This window comes from Terriglobus sp., from assembly GCF_965201105.1.
In the GTDB taxonomy this organism is placed as follows: domain Bacteria; phylum Acidobacteriota; class Terriglobia; order Terriglobales; family Acidobacteriaceae; genus Terriglobus.
In genome coordinates this window covers 55,010-73,605 of the sequence record NZ_OZ241741.1, presented here as the reverse complement: position 1 = coordinate 73,605, position 18,596 = coordinate 55,010, and the positions used below count along the sequence as shown (strand labels likewise).

Sequence of the window (18,596 nt, the reverse complement as noted above, 5' to 3'; positions counted from 1 at the left end):
CCCTGATGCAGACGTGGCAAACAGCAGCAACCATCGCAGGCGCCAGTCTCGGCACACTCGGCCTGCTCGCCGGTGGCGCTTCCTACGCGGCACGCTGGCCCACCTCTCAGATTTTCGGTCGCACCCTGGTCGACGTTCCTGACCACGCAGCCCCGCAACACACCGTCGCTCTCACCTATGACGACGGCCCCAGCTCGCGCAATACCGAACCCCTGCTCGATCTTCTCGCCACGCATAATGTGCACGCCACTTTCTTCCTCATTGGCAATCACGTGCGCCGTCATCCGGCCATTGCGCGCCGTGTCGCCGCCGCCGGCCACACCATCGGCAACCACACAGCGATGCATCCCGACCTGGCCCGCAAGAGCGCTACCCGCATCCGCGCGGAACTCCAGCACACCCAGCAGATCCTGCAGGACACGCTTGGTATCACGCCTCGCCTCTTTCGCCCGCCCTATGGCTCCCGCCGGCCCGCCGTGCTGCGCATTGCGCGCTCACTCGGACTTACCCCCGTGCTCTGGAACGTCACCGCGGAAGACTGGCTGCCCTTGGGCAGCGAGCAGATCCTGCGCAACATTGATCGCGCCATGCAGCGCAATCGCAAACGCAGTCGCACCAGCAACGTGCTTCTGCACGACGCCTCGCACCTCGACGGTGACCGGCCTCAATCACGCGACGACACGCTCGCCGTCACCGCGGCGCTCGTGCAGCGTAACGATCTGCAGTTCGCCACGATCGACCGCTGGCGATAGCTCTCGCTGCTGGCCGTAGATGGCAGCGCAGGTGAGACCACGCCACCTATCTCGCTCACATCACATTCCTCGTCTGGCGGCGTGTCCGCCACATGTTGAGCGGCGCTTGCGCCACAGGAGAACTCATGCCGACGGAGACGCTTCAGGAAGTTCACTTTCCCAAAACCGGCCATGCCTATGCGCCCCTGCCGAGCGGCAAGGAGGCGAACCGCGTCCAGGCGCATGCTGTGCAGACCATCGCCGCTTCACCCGAGCAAATCTTCAACGTCTACACGCGGATCGAAATGCTGCCGGCCTGGCAGGAAGGCGTCATCAGCGTAACGCGCACCGGCGACAAAACCCTTCACTGGATCATGGAAGATCCGGGCACTGGCAAACAGTTCGAATTCGACGCTGAAGAGCTTGAAGTGATCCCCGGAAAGCGTCATGTTTCCCGGGTGATTAGCGGACCCACGGCTGGCACCACGGAGATCTTCACGCTGGAACCACATCCCGCCGGCCGCGGCACTATCACCACATTCGTGACTGACTTCACTCTGCCCGGCGGCGCGCTCACGCACACCGTCAGTGCAGTTGTTTCGCGCTCACCCAGCCAGGTCGTCGTTGAAAACCTGCGCCACTTAAAGGAGCTGATGGAGTCTGGCGAAATCCCCACCGTGGAAGGTCAACCCGCCGGCCGTCGCGGCATCAGCGGCAAGCTCAAAAAATTCCTTCTCGGCGAGAACATGCCCACGCCGCCGGGAACCAGCAACCGCGCCAAGCCGCAGGACATGCCGAAGCTCAACCTTCTCGGCAGAAGCATCTCGACGCAAACGCTCACCACCGTCGGCCTTGTCACGGTCCCGCTTATCTTCGGCGTCATCCTGTGGGCCAGCCTCAGCGACAACGACTAGTCAACGCCGCAATCGCTTCTTCACGACTTCGAACGCACTCACGGAGTGCAACACAGAAAAGAGAGCATACATGAAAGCCGTTTGCTGGATGGGCACAGGCAAGGTCGAGGTACAGACAGTCGCGGACCCCGCCATCATCAACCCGTCCGATGTCATCCTGCGCGTTACGCGCACCGCCATCTGCGGGTCCGACCTGCATCTCTTCGACGGCTACATCCCAACCATGGAATCCGGCGACATCCTGGGTCACGAGTTCATGGGCGTTGTCGAGGAAGTCGGCACCGAGGTCAAGAAATTGAAGCGCGGCGATCGCGTCGTAGTGCCTTTCACCATCGCCTGCGGCAACTGCTTCTTCTGCAAGAAGGACCTGACCTCGCTGTGTGACAATACCAATCCCAATGCCCGCGTCTGCGAGGAAATGTACGGTTACTCCGGTTCCGCGCTCTTCGGCTACTCGCACATCTACGGCGGCTTCGCCGGCGGCCAGGCTCAGTACGTTCGTGTCCCCTTCGGCGACGTCGGCCCCATCAAGATCGAAAGCGACATCGACGACGAGAAAGTCCTCTTCCTTTCCGACATCTACCCCACCGGCTATCAGGGCGCGGAAAACGCACAAATCCAGCCCGGCGACACCGTTGCTGTATTCGGCTGCGGCCCTGTGGGCCTCTTCGCCATCACCAGCGCCTACATGCTGGGTGCCGGTCGCGTCATTGCCATCGACCGTTTTCCTGAGCGCCTCGCCCTCGCCCGCGATTACTGCGGCGCCACCGTCATCGACTACTCCGAAAAAGACATGAGCGTCCTCGAAGCTCTTCGCGATCTGTCCGACGGCATCGGACCCGACTCGGTCATCGACTGCGTCGGCATGGAGGCGCACGGCACCGATGTGACCGCTTTGTATGACAAAGTAGACCAGGCGCTCATGCTCGAAACCGATCGCCCCACCGCACTACGCCAGTGCATTCAAGCTGTGCGCAAGGGCGGCACTGTCTCCATCCCGGGCGTCTACGGCGGCGATTTGGACAAGCTCAACTTCGGGGCTGCCTTTGGCAAGGGCATTACCATGAAGATGGGCCAAACTAACATGCACAAATACCTGAAGCCGCTGCTCGACCGAGTCTACGCCGGCCAGATCGATCCCAGCTTCATGATCTCGCACCGCATCGGCATCAACGATGTTCCAGACATGTACAAGACCTGGCGCGACAAAAAAGACAACGTGACCAAGATCGTCATTGATCCCTTCCGCGACTCCGGCATCGAAAAACTGCGCTCCAAAGCGGCGTAACAAGCCCACCAGCAGCGAGGTGGAAAGAGGAAAGGCCCGGCATTGCCGGGCCTCTCCTCTTCCTATTGTGACTCCATTCCAAACAGACATTTCAACCGGCGCAAGCGCGCTCTTTGCACGTGCGCAATGAACTTGGCGCAGCGGCGAAACCTGCATGTCCTCCAAATCGACACCCATGCCTAAGGCAAAGCGCAGATCTCCCGAACAAGTGTCATCCTGAGCGCAGCGAAGGACCTGCTTTCTGCTCGCAGCAGCGACCATGCTCACAGTATCATTCCGCGCACTTCCAGCCGGTGTACTTTTCAGGGCCAACGGCCTGACCCATACTAGCGTAGGCCAACGGCCTAGGGACAAGAACGACAATGGTTCAGTGCGCTGAAGGCGCGACCTATAGACCTGCTACACCTCAGATGAATTTGCTAAGCGCACCAGCATCAACTCGAACGCAACCGCCATACCGAGCAATCCTCATACCCACTCGTCACATACAGCCCCTCCGCACAGTGCTGAATGGTGCGCTTATCCGCATCACGATCCTCATGCGACAGAAAAATACGTCCGCGCCACACCTCGCGCAATCTCGAGTGCTCCTGCTGGATCAGGTCGCGCTGCTCATCATTCACATACAGCAGATCCAACTCATCCTCGCGCCCACGAAAGTCACGCGTCAGCTTGTCTAGGAATCGATCCATCAAAACCAAGTCGAACGGGTTGAACAGAAAGACACAGCAAGGGCCGGCCGGCATGCGCAACCGCATCACATCCGCCTCCTCAACCCGCATCGGCACGCAACCCACGTGCCCCAACTTCGCCGCGTTCTTTGCGGCCAAAGTGGACTGAGCGCTCATCCTGCCCGATACGGCTCGCCCGCCTCGTGCCAGAAATATCTCCACATTCTTCCGCGCCGCCGCCGCCAGCGCCGGATGCAGTTCCACACCCACGATGCGGCGAAATGGCAGCTCCGCCGCCAGCAGCATCGCCCTTCCTTTGCCAGCGCCCACATCCACGAATGCAGTCTTTTCCAGCGGATGCCTCGCCCGCTGCTGCCACTGCTTCACCAGCTTGCGAAACAGCGACGGCGCGGTGCCATGGTAAGCCGTAATGTGCCGGTCATGCCGATGCCCGGTCGCCAACTCCTCACCCGGAATCAGCGCACCCGTATCCGTCCCGTGCAGCGCATCAAACGGATGCACCGGGACTGGCCCGCGCCGGCCGCGTCGTCTAGCTGGAGTCATGCGTACCCAACCATCCGCGACATCAGTCCTCGGGCGCGGCCAGCACAACGCGTCCATTGCACTGGGGGTCGGGCGCGCGCAATGTGTCGTGCAGGCGATAACCGTTGCCGGTCTCCGTCAACTGCACGTAAAACTCGGGCCCGGCCGTGTGCTCTGCACTGTTCCTCCGGTAGATTTTGGACGTAATGTGCAACTGGAAGTGCTTCGGTGAATCCGAACAGGCGCGCACCTCGCCCAGTTGTTCTGTAGGCATGCCTTCCCTCTCCTTGTCCGACTTGCCGTAATAGGTGAACGTGTCGAACATTGTCCACGTCAGCGAACCTGCAGGCGCATCGGTAAACAGCTTCGCTTCATCTCGCTTCATGCTCATCCATTCGTTCACGCTGTCGCGCGAGTTCATGGCAATCGGCAACACACGCTCAAAGCCCGCATCCGTCAGCCGATAGCGCATTATGCCCGTGCGGCTCACCTCCGCGGTGTCCCAAGAAGACACACTCGCCCTCACCTCGAACCCGTCGGGCGTAACCTTCAGATGAAGCGGATCATCTTCATCAAACCTGCGGTACTCGTGCGACGCCTCCCAGAACGGTTTGTCCACGCTGCGCGCACCATCGACCTCAAACGCAGCCATGTGGAAGCCGCTCATCGTTGACGAACACCACGGCGTGCCGTGAATCACCAGCAGCACCGGATACCCGCTCCGCTGTACCGTCAGCAATTGCGTGATATAGCTGTCGCCAAAGGCATCGCTCACCTGCTTGTACGGCGGCGCCTGCCAGCGCAGTACGCGCCGCCACTGCCCGCTTGCATTGCTGTATCCCAGCAGCACGTTGTCTCCGCCACATGCAATCCCGAAGCCCTGCTGCACTAGCAGCATCCCCGCATACGGCGCTGATACGGATGCCTGTACATCCACGCCGTACACATCCTGCTGCGGCTTGTCCTCGGCATCGGCATCGGCGATGGCGCGTGGCTTTATCGGCTGCTCCGGCAGCTTCGGCGGCAGCAGTGCATTCAGCGCGGTCTCTACCTGTTTTGGCGTTGCCGTCGCTGGCTGCCCAGCCAACACATCATCCGACAACCTAACCAGCGCCTGCTGGAACTTTGGCAGCAGCTCCTGCGCCGCCGCCGGCACATCCGTCTCCATCTCGGGAACGCGGACCGCGCGCAACTCCCGCTGCAGTGCAATCACCGTGCTCTGTGCCTGCTTGACGTCACCGGTCGAACCCGATTGGGCAGACGGTGTCGCAGAGGACAAAGAAGAAGGTGCCTTGTGCTTGCATCCCGCAAACACCAGCAAAAGAGCGAGAGCGACGGCGGACCTGCTGCGCATACGCCCGTGAGATGCACGAACCCGCGAAATAGTGAGGCGCACCCCGGTAAGGTGCGCCTCACATACTTGCAGACAGCAGGTGCCTAGTACCGCACGTCCTCGTCGTACTCGTCCTGACCGTAGCGCTCGATCGGATCTTCATCCGACACGACCTCCGGCTTCAGCCCCGGCACATAGTTCGGGTCATCGGACTTGACCGTAACCTTCACATGCGCATTGATCTCGCGAAACAGCTTCACCGGCACATGGAACTCGCCCAACTGCTTCAGCGGCTCATCCAGCAGGATTTTCCGGCGATCAACCTCATACCCCTGCTTGGCCATCTCGGCAGCGATGTCCGCAGCCGTAACCGAACCGAACAGCACATCGTTCGCGCCAACCTTGCGCTCAAACGTCATCTCGACCGCGTTCAGTTTCTCCGCCTGCTCCGTCGCCACGGACTTGTCCTTGGCAGCCTTGCGAACGGCGGATTCCTTCATCTGCCCGATCACAGCCTTGTTCGCCACGGTCGCCTCAATTGCAAGCCGCTGCGGCAACAGGTAGTTGCGTCCATAGCCGTTGGCTACCTTGACCACGTCGCCCCGGTGACCCAGGCTGTCGACGTCTTCCTTCAGAATGACTTCCATGTCTTTTCTCCAATCCTCTCGTTATGCGGAGATGGGCAGGCGCTCTGCCACCGCGGAGGGCTGCGGTATGGGATCGCCGAACTCCCGCATCACCGCCAAGTGCCCCGCGATCGCTTCTTCCATGTTTGCGCGCGTTTCCGCAATGGTGTTTCCGGTCGTGATACAGCCGGGCAGGTCAGGCGCGTAGGCGCTGTAACCCGTTCCCGTCTGCTCATAGATCACCAGATAGTCGCTCATCGCAAACCTGCCTGCTTGAATATGCTGATCTAAGTCCCAATCGCCACATCATCGGACGGATGGCCCGGGATCGTTACCGTTCCCGGTTTGATCGGATGCCGGAAGTGTCGATGACTTCCGGTGGTCCGAATGTGCTGCCAACCATCCTTCTCGACAAGCTTGATAATGTCACGAAACTTCATACGTATGCGGCGTTAGAACTTCGCGGCAAATGGCAGCAGGGCGATGTTGCGTGCCTGCTTGATGGCCTGCGACAGCTGGCGCTGGTGCGTCGTGCACACCCCCGTCAAGCGGCGCGGCGTGATCTTGCCACGCTCCGCCACAAACTGCTGCAGCAAGCGCACGTCGCGGTAGCTGATCTGGTCGATCTTCTCCACGCAGAATTTGCAAACCTTCTTGCGGCGGAAGAACTTGCGTCCGCCACCGCCAGGCCCACCCGCCGGACGCGGCGGACGCGGACCGGAGCTGCTGCGCTCTCCGGAGTTCGATCCCTGGTATCCGCCCTGCGCGGGCGCGGAAGCTGCGGTGCTGGTGCTGTTCGTTTCGTCAGCCATGGCTGATGCTTATCCTTTCGAGCGGGCAATCGGGCCCGGCTCTGTTCGGCGATCTCATGCTCCAGAACCGCTGTGGGTCCTATGAACCACTTTGCATCGCAAAGCAGGAAGCAGAGCGTCGCGGGTCATCGTGCATTGCACCCGTATTTGGGTCCGCTGCTTGCGCAGCAGAAACGTTAGGCGGCAGCCGGCTCCGGGGCAGATGCGGGCTCTGCGGCAGCGGCAGGCGCTTCGCTCGGTTCCATGCTGGCGGGCTGCTGCTGCTGCGGCTGTTGCTGTGTGCTGGTCTTCACCTTGCTGTCGCGAATGGCCTTTACCTTTGCCAACCGCTTGTTCTCCTCGTCCGTGCGAACGGTGATGAACTTGATCACCTGCTCAGTCACGCGCAACCGGCGCTCCAGCTCGGCAACCAGCGGGCCATCCGCCGAAATGTGCAGCAGCACATACAGGCCGTCCTGAAACTTGCGGACGATATAAGCCAGCCGCCGACGGCCCAGCTTCTCCACCTGCTTCACTTCGCCTTTGCCGTTCGTCACAACGGCCGAAAAGCCCTCAATCAGCTTGTCCAGATCGGCCTCTTCCAGGTCTGGCCGAACGATAAACATCACTTCATACGTACGATTCATGCACTCTTCTTTCTTGCGGGCTTTTGACCCGCACCCTCGCGAGGGAAGGTATGGAAGTTCGTCTTACGTTGCACTCGTTGCTCGCTCCTCTCGTTGCTCTCGGATAGCCTCCGCGAACAACGAACCACGTGAGAAACGGGCGGGGCGAGCCCTCTTCCGCCGATCAGGATGCCGCAGCACCCTCCCGGCGATTGAACTTGTTCATGGCCTCCGCAATCCCGTTGGCCACAATGGTTTCGACCGCCTCTGCCGCACGGTCGAGAGCTTCATCCAGCTTCAGCAGGTCACCCTTGCGAAGCGGCTGCAGCAGGTAGTCCGTACCACCTGCCCGGATCTCACGCCCGTCCGGCGCGGTCCCTCGACCGACACCAATCCGCACGCGGATCCAATCTTCACTGCCGAGCGACCCGGTGACCGACTTCACACCGTTGTGCCCGTTGCTGCTGCCGCGCGCGGCCAACCGCACCGTGCCCAGCGGAAACGCCAACTCGTCGTAGAGCACCACCACATCACTCTTCGGGTCGAGCCCGTATTCCCCAACCAGCGCGGCCACTGCCAGCCCGCTCCCGTTCATAAACGTCTCCGGCTTGACCAGCAGACATTCTTCGCCTGCGATCACGGCCTTGCCGGTTAGCGCACGCCCCCGGCGATTTGCCATCGCCGCACCGCGATCTTCCGCGATGCGGTCAATGGCAAGAAAGCCGGCATTATGCGGCGTGAAGGTGTACTCAGGACCTGGATTCCCCAGCCCTACGATCAGCTTCACAAAACGCTCCGTCTCTCTCGTCTTCCCTTGCCCTCGTCAGCCGTATGCACGCGCAACGAATCACGAGAGAAACGCGAGCACCGGTCTTACTTCTTCGGCGCAGCTGCCTGCGCTTCCGGCTTGCCCTTGGCCTTCGTCACCTCGGGTTCGCCAGCCGCGGAGCCCTCACCTGCAGTCTCGGCCACGTCTTCCTTAATGCTGGTTACGTGTGCCACTACCGCATTCTCATCTTCCAGGAACTTAATCGATCCCGAGTGCGGTAGATCCTTGATTTGGATCGAGCCGCCAATTCCCAACTCCGCAACGTCCACATCCAGGCTCGTCGGAATGTCGCCAGGCAGGCACTCGAGCTGAACCTCGCGCAGCACCTGGTCCAGCACGCCGCCCTCGGTCTTCACGCCCTTCGCGGTACCAATCAGGAACACCGGCACCGAAACCTTCATCGCCTTGTCCATCGCGATACGCTTCAGATCGATGTGCAAAAGCTTGCCTTTGATCGGCTCATACTGCCAATCCACAATCATCGCCTTGGCCGCTGCGCCGTCCGACACATTCAGGTCAAAAATGGTGTTGTGGCCCGACTCCGAATGCAGGATCTTCGTGATCACCTTCGGATCCAGCTGGATCGCCACGGGCTCCTGCCCGGCTCCATACACCACCGCGGGGATCATGCCCGCCACACGCACGCGACGCGCTGCATTCTTGTTGAACTTCCCCGTACGAACCGTTGCCTGCACTGTTTCTGTGTTTGCCATCTTTTCCTTTCGGGCACGAAGTACAGGAACAATGCTCAGCGAGCAGGAAACAGCCCTTGCTCATCTTCGCCGCGTTCTCGTACCTTCACTCCCTTTGCGGCTTGATCACCGCGCTCTTGGCCATGCCTTTGGCCGCTTCTGTCGTGAACGGGCTTGCTGCTCCCTGTTCCCTGTCAACTGCTCCCTGCTCTTACGAGAACAGCGTACTCACACTCGTCTCCATGTGAATGCTCTCGATCGCCCGGCCCAGCAGGCCCGCGACAGACAGCACCTTCACCTTACCCGTCGCGGCAGCGTCCGGCCGCAGCGGAATGGTATTCGTCACCACCAACTCCTTCAACCGGCTCGCCGCAATGCGCTCCGCCGCCGGCCCGCTCAGCACCGCATGCGAGGCACACGCATACACCTCTTCCGCGCCGTTCTCCAGCAACGCATCCACCGTTTTCGTCAGCGTGCCCGCGGTATCCACAATGTCGTCCAGAATGATGCATGTCCGTCCGCGCACATCGCCAATCACGTTCATCACTTCCGTCACATTAATATCCGTGCGCCGCTTATCCACAATCGCCAGCGGAACGCCCAGCTTCTGCGCAAAGAACCGCGCCCGCTCCACGCCGCCCGCATCCGGCGAGACTACCGTCAGGTTCGGCAGGTTCAGGTCGCGAAAGTATCCCACCAGCACCGGCGACGCGAACAGATGGTCGACCGGAATATTGAAGAACCCTTGAATCTGCGCCGCGTGCAGGTCTACCAGCAACGCGCGATTCGCGCCTGCCGTCTGCAACACGTCCGCGATCAGCTTCGACGTAATTGCCACCCGCGGACGGTCCTTCCGGTCCTGCCGCGCATACCCGTAATACGGCATTACGACCGTGATGCGCCCGGCCGAGGCCCGCTTCAGCGCGTCGATCATGATCATTAGCTCGACCAAGTTCTTCTCAACCGGCGCACTCGTCGGCTGCAGCACGAACACATCCGCGCCACGCACATTTTCCAGCAGCTGGAAGTGAATCTCGCCGTCCGAAAAGTTCTGCAACCGGGTCTGCCCCATCGGCACACCCAAGAAGCTGCACACCTCTTCGCACAGCGGCTTGTTGGCCGATCCGCAGAAAATCTTGAACCGCTTATCATCCGCCAGCCGCGACGAACGCTTGCGTTCCGGCGCGGGCGCACCAGGCGACTTGCTCGAAGTCGGCGCACCTGTAATGGGCTGTGACGGCGTCGCCGTAGCCTGTTGCGTGGATTCGGTGGGAGTTGCGGGCGCGAGCGTAGGCATATCTTGCTGCGGTGTCATGTGCGGAGAGAGAATCCTTCCAGCCGGTTAGCGTGGCGAGTTCTGCTGCCGTAAATGTCCTGCCTGTCTCCCCTCTGCGAAATCTTGTGCAACCGCGCTACGCAGGAGAGACCGACTCTGTTGTTGGCTGGGCGACCAGGATTCGAACCTGGACAAAGTGCTCCAAAGGCACTTGACCTACCGTTAGTCGATCGCCCAACTTCATCCCCGCGGATTTCGCCACCGGGAGAAGACTGCCAGAATCAGTGTACCTGCCCTACTCCTCAAACATCTCCTGCCAATACCGCTTTCTGCTCACGGTCCGCGTCACAAACAGACGCGCACCCGTCCGCAGAACCTGCACTCGCTGCTCCGCCGCCTTCGCGTCCGCCACAGTCCGGAACAGACCAAAGATCGACGACCCGGAGCCGGAAAGCATCGCGCACAGCGCATACGTTTCCTCCGGCCGGCCATTCTCATTCAATAAAGCTCGCTTGATTTCGCGCAGGGAGGGGTGCTGCTGAAAGACGACCTCTTCAAAGTCGTTTTCGATCCCGGTGCGGACAAGCGCGAGAAAAGCATTCCCGGCCAGGTCTCCATCAGCCTCGTGCGTGGCCTTCACCACTCCATCGAGAGCCCCGGAAACACCAAGGCTGCCGGCCTGAAAAGCGTCGGGCAAACTGCCCGGACTCTCCTGCCCCGCCGGTGTAAAGGCGGAGGCATAGACACGGCTCAACTCATCGAGTCTACCGTGCGCCGCCTCCGGGGTCAATTGCGTAATCTGTTCGTCCCACGCCCGAAACGCCGCCGGCGTGCTCGACCCCTGCGCCGGCGCCACAATCAGGCACGGCATCTCCGGCAGGTCCGGGTACGGCAACACGACCTCACCACGGTTGTGCCCATACACCGTTCCGCCGATCAGGAACAGCGGCACATCCGACCCGACCTGCACCGCGATCCGCAACCGTGCGGGCCCGTCCAGCGCCATCTTCAGCTGCCGCTCCAGCCCCAGCAGCGCCGCCGCTGCATTCGCCGACCCAGCCCCCATGCCGCCCTGCGGAGGCAGCCGCTTCTCCAGGTGAATATGCACCCGCGCCGCCACACCCAGGCCCTCCAGCGCCGCCGTCACCATCTTCCACGCCGTGTTCCGCCCATCGCATGGCACCCGCGAATCGCTGGCGGACATGGTGATCTCCGTCGCAGGCGCAGCCACCGCTTGCACGGTCACCAAATCGTGCAGCGCTACCGTCTGGTACATCGTCGTCAAGTGGTGAAAGCCGTCCGCCCGCGGCGGCCCAATCCGCAATCCCAGATTGATTTTCGAGTACGAACGCACAACAGTCGGCGGCATACCAGCGAGTGTAGCCATTCCTCTTCATCAGCACATCTGCAGGACGCAGCCCTAACTTTGTCACTTCGATTCGGAGCACGCGCGCTCTTTGCGCGTGCGCAGTGGACTCGGTGCTTGCACAGAAACCTGCATTCCGCTCGCACCGGCAAAACAGCCCCGGCGTACCGCACATATACACCGCCTCCGGGAACCATCCACAGCCCCTTTGCGTACCCTTGCAAAAGCCGCGCCGCCGCTCCCCCTTCACTTTCCCGCTTCCCGTTGCACCTCACCTGCGTATCTCTCAGTGGTTCCCGTTTGCTTTCTTTCGCTTCAACTCGCCTCGCCCCCGCGTGCCTCGCGCTGCTTGCTGCCATCAGTCTCAACGCGCAGCAGACGCCGGCTACTCCCGGCCCTGCCCAACTCGGCCCCAACGCTCCCGCGCATATCGCACCCGCGCAGTTGCTGCAAATCCCCATGCTCGACCACGGCCTGACCCTGGCCGACTTCCCAAACATGGAACCCGCACCGGCCCTCCACGGCAAGCTCGCCCACGTCGCCGAGCTTTCCCAAAACCAGCCCTTTGACACCAAGCCCGCTAGCGAAAGAACCGAAGTCTGGCTCGGCCGCACCCACACCGCCCTCTTCGCCGTCTTCATCTGCTACGACAGCCGCCCCAACCTCATGCGCGCCCACCTCGCCCGCCGCGAAAACATCGACCAGGACGACTTCGTCTCCCTCCTCGTCGACCCCTTCCAGGACCGCCGCCGCGGCATTCTCTTTGAGGTCAACCCCCTTGGCGTGCAGGCCGACGCCAACTGGGCCGAAAACAACGATCCCGATTTCAGCTACGACCAGATCTGGGACTCCAGCGCCCGCCGCACCCCCAAGGGTTGGATCGCCCTCATGGCCATTCCCTTCCGCAGCATCCGCTCCCGCTCCGCCGCCCCGGACTGGGGCATCGTGCTCGGCCGCAACCTGCCGCGTCTCAGCGAACAGGACTACTGGCCCCACATCTCCCAGCAGATCAGCGGCACGCTCAGCCAGGAAGGCACGGCCCACGGCCTCGAAGGCGCAACCTCGCACAACCTCCAGATCAACCCTTACGCTCTCGCCCATCGTATCCGCGAACTCAACGACGACGACCCGCTCAAACCCTACTTCAGCAAGCGCAACTTCGCCGGCACCGCGGGCGGCGACATCAAAGCCATCGTCAAAAACTCCATCGTCCTCGACGGCACGGTCAACCCTGACTTCAGCCAGGTCGAATCCGACCAGCCGCAGTTCCGCGTCAACCAGCGCTTCGCCGTCTATTACCCTGAGCTCCGTCCCTTCTTCCTCGAAAACTCCAGCTATTTCGACACCCCGATCACGCTGCTCTACACCCGCACGGTCATCCACCCCGAGTTCGGCGCACGCGCCACCGGCAAGATAAACCACACCAACCTCGGATTTCTCACCATCGACGACCGGGCACCCGGCGAGTTCGTCGCACAGGACGACCCGCTGAACGGCAAGCGCGCCCTGACCACGGTCATCCGCCTCTCGCAGGACATCGGCAAGCAATCCAGCGTCGGCGTCACCTACGCCCAGCGCATCCTGAACGGCAGGCCCAACCGCGTCGGCGGCATCGATTTCAACGCCTACCTGAACAAGCACTGGACAGCCAATGGCATGTGGGTCGAGTCCAGCACGCATCAGCAGGACGGCACCTACTCCGCCGGCCCGGCAAACCGCCTGGGCCTGTACCGCACCGGCCGCAGCTTCAACCTGAACCTGCGCTACCGCGACTTCAGCCAGGGTTACCAGGCCGATGCCGGCTTCACCACCATCCCACAGGTGCGCCAGTCCAGCTCAAACGCCAGCTACTCCTGGTACCCAAACAAACACGGCATCCAGAGCTTTCAACTGCAGCCGCAATTCAACATCGCCTTTGACCGTGGCGGCAACCGCGTCTTTCACTACAACGAGAACGACATCGTCCTCACCCTTCCGCACAACGGCCTCATCGTCCCGTTTTTCGGCAACAACTCCGACACGCTTTCGCCCACCAACTACCCTGAGCTCGCGCATCACACCAACTTCACGGAAAACTACACCGGCGCGCTCATCCGTCTCGCCCCCATTCCGCAGTTCAACACGCGCATCACCTACGTGCATGGCGCCACGGTCAATTACAACCCCGCCGGCGCGGGCATACCCGAACTCCTGCACGAAGACCAGATCCGCGGCTACCTCACGCTGCAGCCCACCGGTCCGCTCACCATCGACAACACCTACCTGCTCGACCGCACCACCGCCGCGCACAACGACCCGCTGCTGGCAGCGAACCCGCGCATCGCAAACCCGGTCGCATCGCCGCGGTCCACAGCAACACAGCTCGCGCCCGGCACCGTATTCCATGCCGGCGACCTGGCCTACGAGTCGCAAACCCTGCGCACCAAGATCAACTACCAGTTCACCCGTTCGTTCAGCCTGCGCGCCATCGTGCAGTACGACTCCGTTCTCGCGAACCCGCTCGTGACCACGCTGGTCCGCACCAAGCAGGTCAGCTCCCAGGTCCTCTTCACCTGGCTCCCTCACCCCGGCACCGCCGTCTACGTCGGCTACAACAACGCCCTCGAAAACCTCGACCGCGGCCTCTGCTACCGCAGCCTCACCGGCCAGTGCGACCCCAACAACACCGACGTCCCCTACTCCCCCCAATACCTCGCCACCGGCCGCGAACTTTTCGTCAAAGCCAGTTACCTCCTTCGCTTTTAGCGTGCGGAGCCCCGTTCCTATCGCGTAATCTTTGCGCCCGTCTCTTCGAGCACGCCCGGCCCTTCCGCCGCCTTCACCACCACATTCCGCATCGTCACCTCCGCGTTCCGCACCCGCATCCCTTTCGCCGCGCGAATCGTCACGTTCGTCAGCGTCAGCCTCTGAATCGGCGACTCCGGCAACCCCACAATCACCGCATCCTTTGCGCCCGTTGCCGACACATTTTCCAGCGAGATGTCATGGAACCGCGGCGTGTGCGCATCCATCTTCTGCGCCGTGTCCGTCTCGGGTATGCGCGGGTAATACTCGGTAATCTGCACCGGCTGCCCAACGTCTTTCATGTCGATGTTTCGGTAGTGCAGATCGTGAATGTCGTTCCCACGCCCGCGGTTGCTCTTGATCCGCACGCCCGCATCCGTGCCGATCATCTGCACATTCTCCACCCGCACATCGCTGATGCCGCCGGCCAGTTCCGAACCCACGCTCAGCCCATGCCCCGCGCGAAACACGCTGTTGCAAATCAACACATGCTCCACCGGCGCGATCGTGTTGTCGCGCTCCACCAGGCCGCTCTTCAGCGCAATGTCGTCATCGCCCGTCGAGATGTCCACATTGCTGATCTCGATGTTCTTCGATGAAAACGGGTCGATCCCGTCTGTATTCGGCGCGTTCCGCTGCGGATTCCGGATCATCACGTTGTGAATCAGGATGCCATCGCAGAAAAAGAAGGTGAAGTTGTACATCGGCGAGTTCTGCACCTTCAGATTGCGAAAGGTCAGGTGCTGCGACTCCGTGATGTCGATCAGCATCGGCCGCGGAAACCCGCCCGACCCACTCGTGTCACCCGCAACCCGGTGCTCATGCGCCAGCTTCCAGAACACCTCGCCCGACCCGTCGATCGTCCCCGTACCGGAACCGTTCTCACTCGGCTTGTCCTGCTCGGTCCCGCCCTCGACCGTCACGCCGTCCAGGTGGTCCCCATGCAGCAGCGCCACGCGCCGCCACTTCGAATCCTCACGGATCGGGTAATCCTCCACGTCGCGCGAACCCAGCAGCGTTGCCCCGGGCGCAATTCGCAACGTCACCCCGCTGCGCAGCTCCAGCGGCGCACTCAGAAACGTTCCGCCCTCCAGCACCACCACGCCACGCTTCGGCGCACACCGGTCGATAGCCTTCTGAATCGCAGCCGTATCCTTCGTCGCGCCATCGCCCTTTGCACCCATCGCGCGCACGTTGCACTCCGTCGCCGCAAACAACGGCAACGCAAACAGAACAGCAATGCCGGACAGAACGGAGCGTAGCTTCAGCTGTGACATATCGAACAGCATGCGCGTTCCGGGAACGCTGGGCAACTCGCCGCTGCTCGGCAACGAAAACATTAGTGGAGCAGCGGCTCCGGCGGCGCCGTCTCCGCAATAAACCTGCACGCCGGCCCTGACCACAAACTCTCGAAGTCTCCCGCACTGAAGCAGTCGTCGCTCATCGGCTGCAAATACACCAGCTTCAGCGCGTGCGGCTCCAGCAGGTACCAGCGGTCCGCCGCATGCTCCTTCCCCAGGAAGCCCATCACGTGCATGATCCGGCTGTCCAGCCTGTAATCGGCACGCACAAACACATTCCACGAACTCAGGTCATTCAGCAGATACGTCTGCCCGCTGCTCAGCACCACGACACCCACCGAAAAGCAACTCGTGCCGCAGCCAATGTCCTCGGCCACGGCATTCACCGCAAACGTCGGATACTGCCGCGACATTTCCCGAAGCCGCGTTCGATACATGCGCTTCGACCGCGTGTCCAGGATCGGTCGCCGATGGTCATACTCGCTGTAGTCCGTCACCAGTTCTTTGTAGTATTCAAAGATCGCCTCGTCCCACGCCTTCTGCTCCTTCGCATCGCGCGCCGGCCGGTCGTGCCGCAGTTGTGCCGGCAACAGATTCAACGCGTGCATTGATGGATCGGGCGGCGTCGGCCGCGCCTCTTTCTCTTGCGACTTACCACCCGCCGGGCTCGCAAGAACACAAAGCAGCACGATCGTCTTCCAGCTTCCAGAGAACATGCCCCTCCAATCTTCGTGCGCACTTAGAAGCAGGACACCCCCTCTTCTGTTTCCCAACAGCGCAAGGCAAAATGCGGGTGCGCGCCTCACCCTTGACCTGTTTCTCCGCAAAACCGGGGTCAAGCACACGAAGCATGTTCGCGTTGGACATGAAGCACCGACGCATTTACATCCGCAACAGCCTTCCCACCTTAATGTGCGATAACCTTGCGAACACACCACCACCTTTGTGAGGCCGTCCCGATGCGCATGCACCGCCCACTTACCGCTTGCACCGCCACGCTCTCTCTGGCCGCATGCATCTCCGGGCAACAGCTTCCCACACCCGCCCCCGTTCGCACCCAACACGCCATGGTCGTCACCCTGCAGCACGATGCCACCGATGCCGGCGTCGCGATCCTGCGGCAAGGCGGCAACGCCGTCGACGCCGCCGTCGCCGTCGGCTTCGCGCTCGCCGTCGTGTATCCGCCGGCCGGCAACATCGGCGGCGGCGGCTTCATGCTCATCCGCCCGGCCCACAGCACCGGCCCGCACAAACTTGCCGACGGCAAGCCCCACTTTCTCGACTACCGCGAAAAAGCTCCCGCCGCCGCCAGCGCAAACATGTACCTCGACGCGCAGGGCAACGTCGTCAAAGGCATGAGCATGGTCGGCTACAAGGCCTCAGGCGTTCCCGGCACCGTCGCCGGTATGGTCTACGCCGAACAGCACTTCGGTCGCCTCGGTCTCAAGGCCGTCATGCAGCCCGCCATCCGTCTCGCCCGCGAAGGCTTCCAGCCCTCTGAAGAAGAGCTCCGCGTCTGGCACTCCAAAACGCTCACGCAGTTCCCCGAATCCCGCCGCATCTTCCAGCGCGACGGCAACTTCTACACCGCTGGCGAAACCGTCAAGCAGCCCGAACTCGCCGCCACCCTGGAGCACATCGCCGCCGACCCCGCCGACTTCTACCACGGCGCCATGGCAAAGCAGATTGCGGATGGCATGCACGCCGGCGGCGGCCTGATCACCGCCGACGACCTCGCGCACTACGAAGTCAAAGATCGCGCCCCGCTCACCACCACGTACCACGGCTACGACATCGTCACCGCGCCGCCACCCTCCTCCGGCGGCATCGTCCTGATCGAAGCACTCAACATCCTCGACGGTTACAACCTGCCCAGGCTCGGCGCCGACCGTTCCCCCGCCCAGGTCCACTTCATCACCGAAAGCTTTCGCCGCGCCTTCATGGACCGCGGCGACTATCTCGGCGACCCCGACTTTATGCATATGCCGCTCGCCGAAATGGCAAACCCAAAATACGCCGCCGCCTGGCGCAAGACCATCGACCCGCTCAATGCCACCGCCAGCAAAGACCTCGTCCGCCCCGCTGGCTTCATGCCACCGCCGCCGCAACTGCCCGGTCCCGCGCATGAATCGCCGCAGACCACCCACTTCTCCGTCGTCGACGCCGACGGCAACGCCGTCTCCAACACCTACACCCTCAACTTCGGCTTCGGCTCCGGCGTCACCATCCCCGGCCTCGGCTTCCTCATGAACGACGAGATGGACGACTTCGCCAGCAAGATGGGCGTGCCCAACGGCTTCGGCCTCATCCAGGGCCCGGCCAACGCCATCGCTCCCAACAAGCGCCCGCTCAGCGCCATGACCCCGACCATCGTCACGCAAGGCGGCAAGCTCCGCTACGTCCTGGGCTCCCCCGGCGGCCCCACCATCATCACCACCGTCGTCAACGACCTGGTCTCGCTCATCGACAACGGCCTCAACATCCAAGGGGCCGCCGACGCTCCGCGCTTTCATCACCAGTACCTGCCCGACCAGCTCGAAGTCGAAAAGCGCTTTCCTGTTAGCGTCTCCGACGTACTCAAGCAGCGCGGCTACACCATCAAGCGCTCCGGTGAATTCGATGAGCACAACCCCGGTGTCTGGGGCGACAACGAACTCATCGCCGTCGATCCCAAAACCGGCGACCTCCTCGGCGGCCACGACACCCGCCGCGGGTACGGCAAAGCCGCAGGCTACTGACGCGGCGAAGAACCTCTGAAGCACATCGATTCCGCCGCCTCTTGATAGCCACAGCAAACCAGAAGCCATGGCTTCGTTGGCATCATC

18 protein-coding genes and 1 tRNA gene are annotated in these 18,596 nt (G+C 62.0%); 5 read left to right on the top strand and 14 right to left on the bottom strand.

Annotated features, from left to right (window positions below; genetic code table 11):
- The first annotated feature begins 5 nt into the window (after positions 1-5).
- The 3 genes from ACOFKT_RS00325 (at position 6) to ACOFKT_RS00315 (ending at position 2,933) form a co-directional block, all read left to right on the top strand.
- Positions 6-752 carry a polysaccharide deacetylase family protein gene (locus ACOFKT_RS00325; RefSeq protein ID WP_419805461.1) on the top strand — a complete coding sequence of 249 codons (747 nt, stop codon included), beginning with the start codon at positions 6-8 and terminating at the stop codon, positions 750-752.
- A gap of 125 nt (positions 753-877) precedes the next feature.
- A complete protein-coding gene (locus ACOFKT_RS00320) occupies positions 878-1,645 on the top strand; it encodes an SRPBCC family protein (protein WP_419805460.1) in 768 nt (255 codons plus the stop codon).
- A 70-nt stretch (positions 1,646-1,715) separates the two neighbouring features.
- Positions 1,716-2,933, top strand: coding sequence for a zinc-dependent alcohol dehydrogenase (locus tag ACOFKT_RS00315; protein WP_419805459.1), 1,218 nt, complete (start codon positions 1,716-1,718; stop codon positions 2,931-2,933).
- Positions 2,934-3,367: 434 nt separating this feature from the next.
- Here the strand turns inward: ACOFKT_RS00315 and ACOFKT_RS00310 are convergent, their stop codons facing one another.
- The 12 genes from ACOFKT_RS00310 to ACOFKT_RS00255 form a co-directional block, all read right to left on the bottom strand.
- Positions 3,368-4,126: a class I SAM-dependent methyltransferase gene (locus ACOFKT_RS00310; RefSeq protein WP_419805458.1), complete on the bottom strand. Its 759-nt coding sequence runs from the start codon at positions 4,124-4,126 to the stop codon at positions 3,368-3,370.
- A gap of 64 nt (positions 4,127-4,190) precedes the next feature.
- Positions 4,191-5,426, bottom strand: a complete 1,236-nt coding sequence (locus ACOFKT_RS00305) for a hypothetical protein (RefSeq protein WP_419805457.1) — start codon at positions 5,424-5,426, stop codon at positions 4,191-4,193.
- A 158-nt stretch (positions 5,427-5,584) separates the two neighbouring features.
- The gene (gene rplI / locus ACOFKT_RS00300; RefSeq protein WP_419805456.1) at positions 5,585-6,127 is read right to left on the bottom strand and encodes a 50S ribosomal protein L9; all 543 of its coding nucleotides are present in this window, start codon (positions 6,125-6,127) and stop codon (positions 5,585-5,587) included.
- 21 nt (positions 6,128-6,148) lie between these two features.
- Positions 6,149-6,364 carry a type II toxin-antitoxin system HicB family antitoxin gene (locus ACOFKT_RS00295; RefSeq protein ID WP_419805455.1) on the bottom strand — a complete coding sequence of 72 codons (216 nt, stop codon included), beginning with the start codon at positions 6,362-6,364 and terminating at the stop codon, positions 6,149-6,151.
- Between the two features lie 29 nt (positions 6,365-6,393).
- On the bottom strand, positions 6,394-6,546 hold the full coding sequence (locus tag ACOFKT_RS00290; RefSeq protein WP_419805454.1) for a type II toxin-antitoxin system HicA family toxin: 153 nt from the start codon (positions 6,544-6,546) through the stop codon (positions 6,394-6,396).
- Between the two features lie 12 nt (positions 6,547-6,558).
- Positions 6,559-6,918: a 30S ribosomal protein S18 gene (rpsR, locus tag ACOFKT_RS00285; protein WP_419805453.1), complete on the bottom strand. Its 360-nt coding sequence runs from the start codon at positions 6,916-6,918 to the stop codon at positions 6,559-6,561.
- 176 nt (positions 6,919-7,094) lie between these two features.
- Entirely contained in the window at positions 7,095-7,544 is a 450-nt protein-coding gene (gene rpsF, locus ACOFKT_RS00280; RefSeq protein WP_419805452.1) for a 30S ribosomal protein S6, read from the bottom strand.
- A 163-nt stretch (positions 7,545-7,707) separates the two neighbouring features.
- On the bottom strand, positions 7,708-8,310 hold the full coding sequence (pth, locus tag ACOFKT_RS00275) for an aminoacyl-tRNA hydrolase (RefSeq protein ID WP_419805451.1): 603 nt from the start codon (positions 8,308-8,310) through the stop codon (positions 7,708-7,710).
- Positions 8,311-8,396: 86 nt separating this feature from the next.
- Complete coding sequence (locus ACOFKT_RS00270; protein ID WP_419805450.1) at positions 8,397-9,065, bottom strand: 50S ribosomal protein L25; 669 nt, start codon at positions 9,063-9,065, stop codon at positions 8,397-8,399.
- Between the two features lie 190 nt (positions 9,066-9,255).
- Positions 9,256-10,359 carry a ribose-phosphate diphosphokinase gene (locus tag ACOFKT_RS00265; RefSeq protein WP_419805449.1) on the bottom strand — a complete coding sequence of 368 codons (1,104 nt, stop codon included), beginning with the start codon at positions 10,357-10,359 and terminating at the stop codon, positions 9,256-9,258.
- A 124-nt stretch (positions 10,360-10,483) separates the two neighbouring features.
- Positions 10,484-10,557, bottom strand: a tRNA-Gln gene (locus tag ACOFKT_RS00260).
- A gap of 58 nt (positions 10,558-10,615) precedes the next feature.
- Positions 10,616-11,689 carry a 4-(cytidine 5'-diphospho)-2-C-methyl-D-erythritol kinase gene (locus ACOFKT_RS00255; protein ID WP_419805448.1) on the bottom strand — a complete coding sequence of 358 codons (1,074 nt, stop codon included), beginning with the start codon at positions 11,687-11,689 and terminating at the stop codon, positions 10,616-10,618.
- Between the two features lie 297 nt (positions 11,690-11,986).
- On the opposite strand from ACOFKT_RS00255, the gene ACOFKT_RS00250 reads away from it, so the two are divergent.
- Positions 11,987-14,431: a DUF5916 domain-containing protein gene (locus tag ACOFKT_RS00250; protein WP_419805447.1), complete on the top strand. Its 2,445-nt coding sequence runs from the start codon at positions 11,987-11,989 to the stop codon at positions 14,429-14,431.
- A 17-nt stretch (positions 14,432-14,448) separates the two neighbouring features.
- Here the strand turns inward: ACOFKT_RS00250 and ACOFKT_RS00245 are convergent, their stop codons facing one another.
- Positions 14,449-15,810: a glycoside hydrolase family 28 protein gene (locus ACOFKT_RS00245; protein ID WP_419805446.1), complete on the bottom strand. Its 1,362-nt coding sequence runs from the start codon at positions 15,808-15,810 to the stop codon at positions 14,449-14,451.
- Positions 15,810-16,487 (bottom strand): hypothetical protein, encoded by a 678-nt coding sequence (locus ACOFKT_RS00240; protein WP_419805445.1) that lies wholly within the window; start codon positions 16,485-16,487, stop codon positions 15,810-15,812. The genes ACOFKT_RS00245 and ACOFKT_RS00240 overlap by 1 nt, the downstream gene beginning before the upstream one ends.
- A gap of 243 nt (positions 16,488-16,730) precedes the next feature.
- On the opposite strand from ACOFKT_RS00240, the gene ggt reads away from it, so the two are divergent.
- Positions 16,731-18,509, top strand: a complete 1,779-nt coding sequence (gene ggt / locus ACOFKT_RS00235; protein WP_419805444.1) for a gamma-glutamyltransferase — start codon at positions 16,731-16,733, stop codon at positions 18,507-18,509.
- Positions 18,510-18,596: the final 87 nt, after the last annotated feature.

What these genes read in the sequence shown, in the direction of transcription:
- ggt (WP_419805444.1), top strand. Translation starts at nt 16,731, where the DNA reads ATGCGCATGCACCGCCCACTTACCGCTTGCACCGCCACGCTCTCTCTG.
- ACOFKT_RS00315 (WP_419805459.1), top strand. Translation starts at nt 1,716, where the DNA reads ATGAAAGCCGTTTGCTGGATGGGCACAGGCAAGGTCGAGGTACAGACA.
- ACOFKT_RS00290 (WP_419805454.1), bottom strand. Translation starts at nt 6,546, where the DNA reads ATGAAGTTTCGTGACATTATCAAGCTTGTCGAGAAGGATGGTTGGCAG.
- rpsR (WP_419805453.1), bottom strand. Translation starts at nt 6,918, where the DNA reads ATGGCTGACGAAACGAACAGCACCAGCACCGCAGCTTCCGCGCCCGCG.
- ACOFKT_RS00255 (WP_419805448.1), bottom strand. Translation starts at nt 11,689, where the DNA reads ATGCCGCCGACTGTTGTGCGTTCGTACTCGAAAATCAATCTGGGATTG.
- ACOFKT_RS00245 (WP_419805446.1), bottom strand. Translation starts at nt 15,810, where the DNA reads ATGTTTTCGTTGCCGAGCAGCGGCGAGTTGCCCAGCGTTCCCGGAACG.
- ACOFKT_RS00295 (WP_419805455.1), bottom strand. Translation starts at nt 6,364, where the DNA reads ATGAGCGACTATCTGGTGATCTATGAGCAGACGGGAACGGGTTACAGC.
- ACOFKT_RS00325 (WP_419805461.1), top strand. Translation starts at nt 6, where the DNA reads ATGCAGACGTGGCAAACAGCAGCAACCATCGCAGGCGCCAGTCTCGGC.
- ACOFKT_RS00240 (WP_419805445.1), bottom strand. Translation starts at nt 16,487, where the DNA reads ATGTTCTCTGGAAGCTGGAAGACGATCGTGCTGCTTTGTGTTCTTGCG.
- ACOFKT_RS00270 (WP_419805450.1), bottom strand. Translation starts at nt 9,065, where the DNA reads ATGGCAAACACAGAAACAGTGCAGGCAACGGTTCGTACGGGGAAGTTC.
- rpsF (WP_419805452.1), bottom strand. Translation starts at nt 7,544, where the DNA reads ATGAATCGTACGTATGAAGTGATGTTTATCGTTCGGCCAGACCTGGAA.
- ACOFKT_RS00320 (WP_419805460.1), top strand. Translation starts at nt 878, where the DNA reads ATGCCGACGGAGACGCTTCAGGAAGTTCACTTTCCCAAAACCGGCCAT.
- rplI (WP_419805456.1), bottom strand. Translation starts at nt 6,127, where the DNA reads ATGGAAGTCATTCTGAAGGAAGACGTCGACAGCCTGGGTCACCGGGGC.
- ACOFKT_RS00265 (WP_419805449.1), bottom strand. Translation starts at nt 10,359, where the DNA reads ATGACACCGCAGCAAGATATGCCTACGCTCGCGCCCGCAACTCCCACC.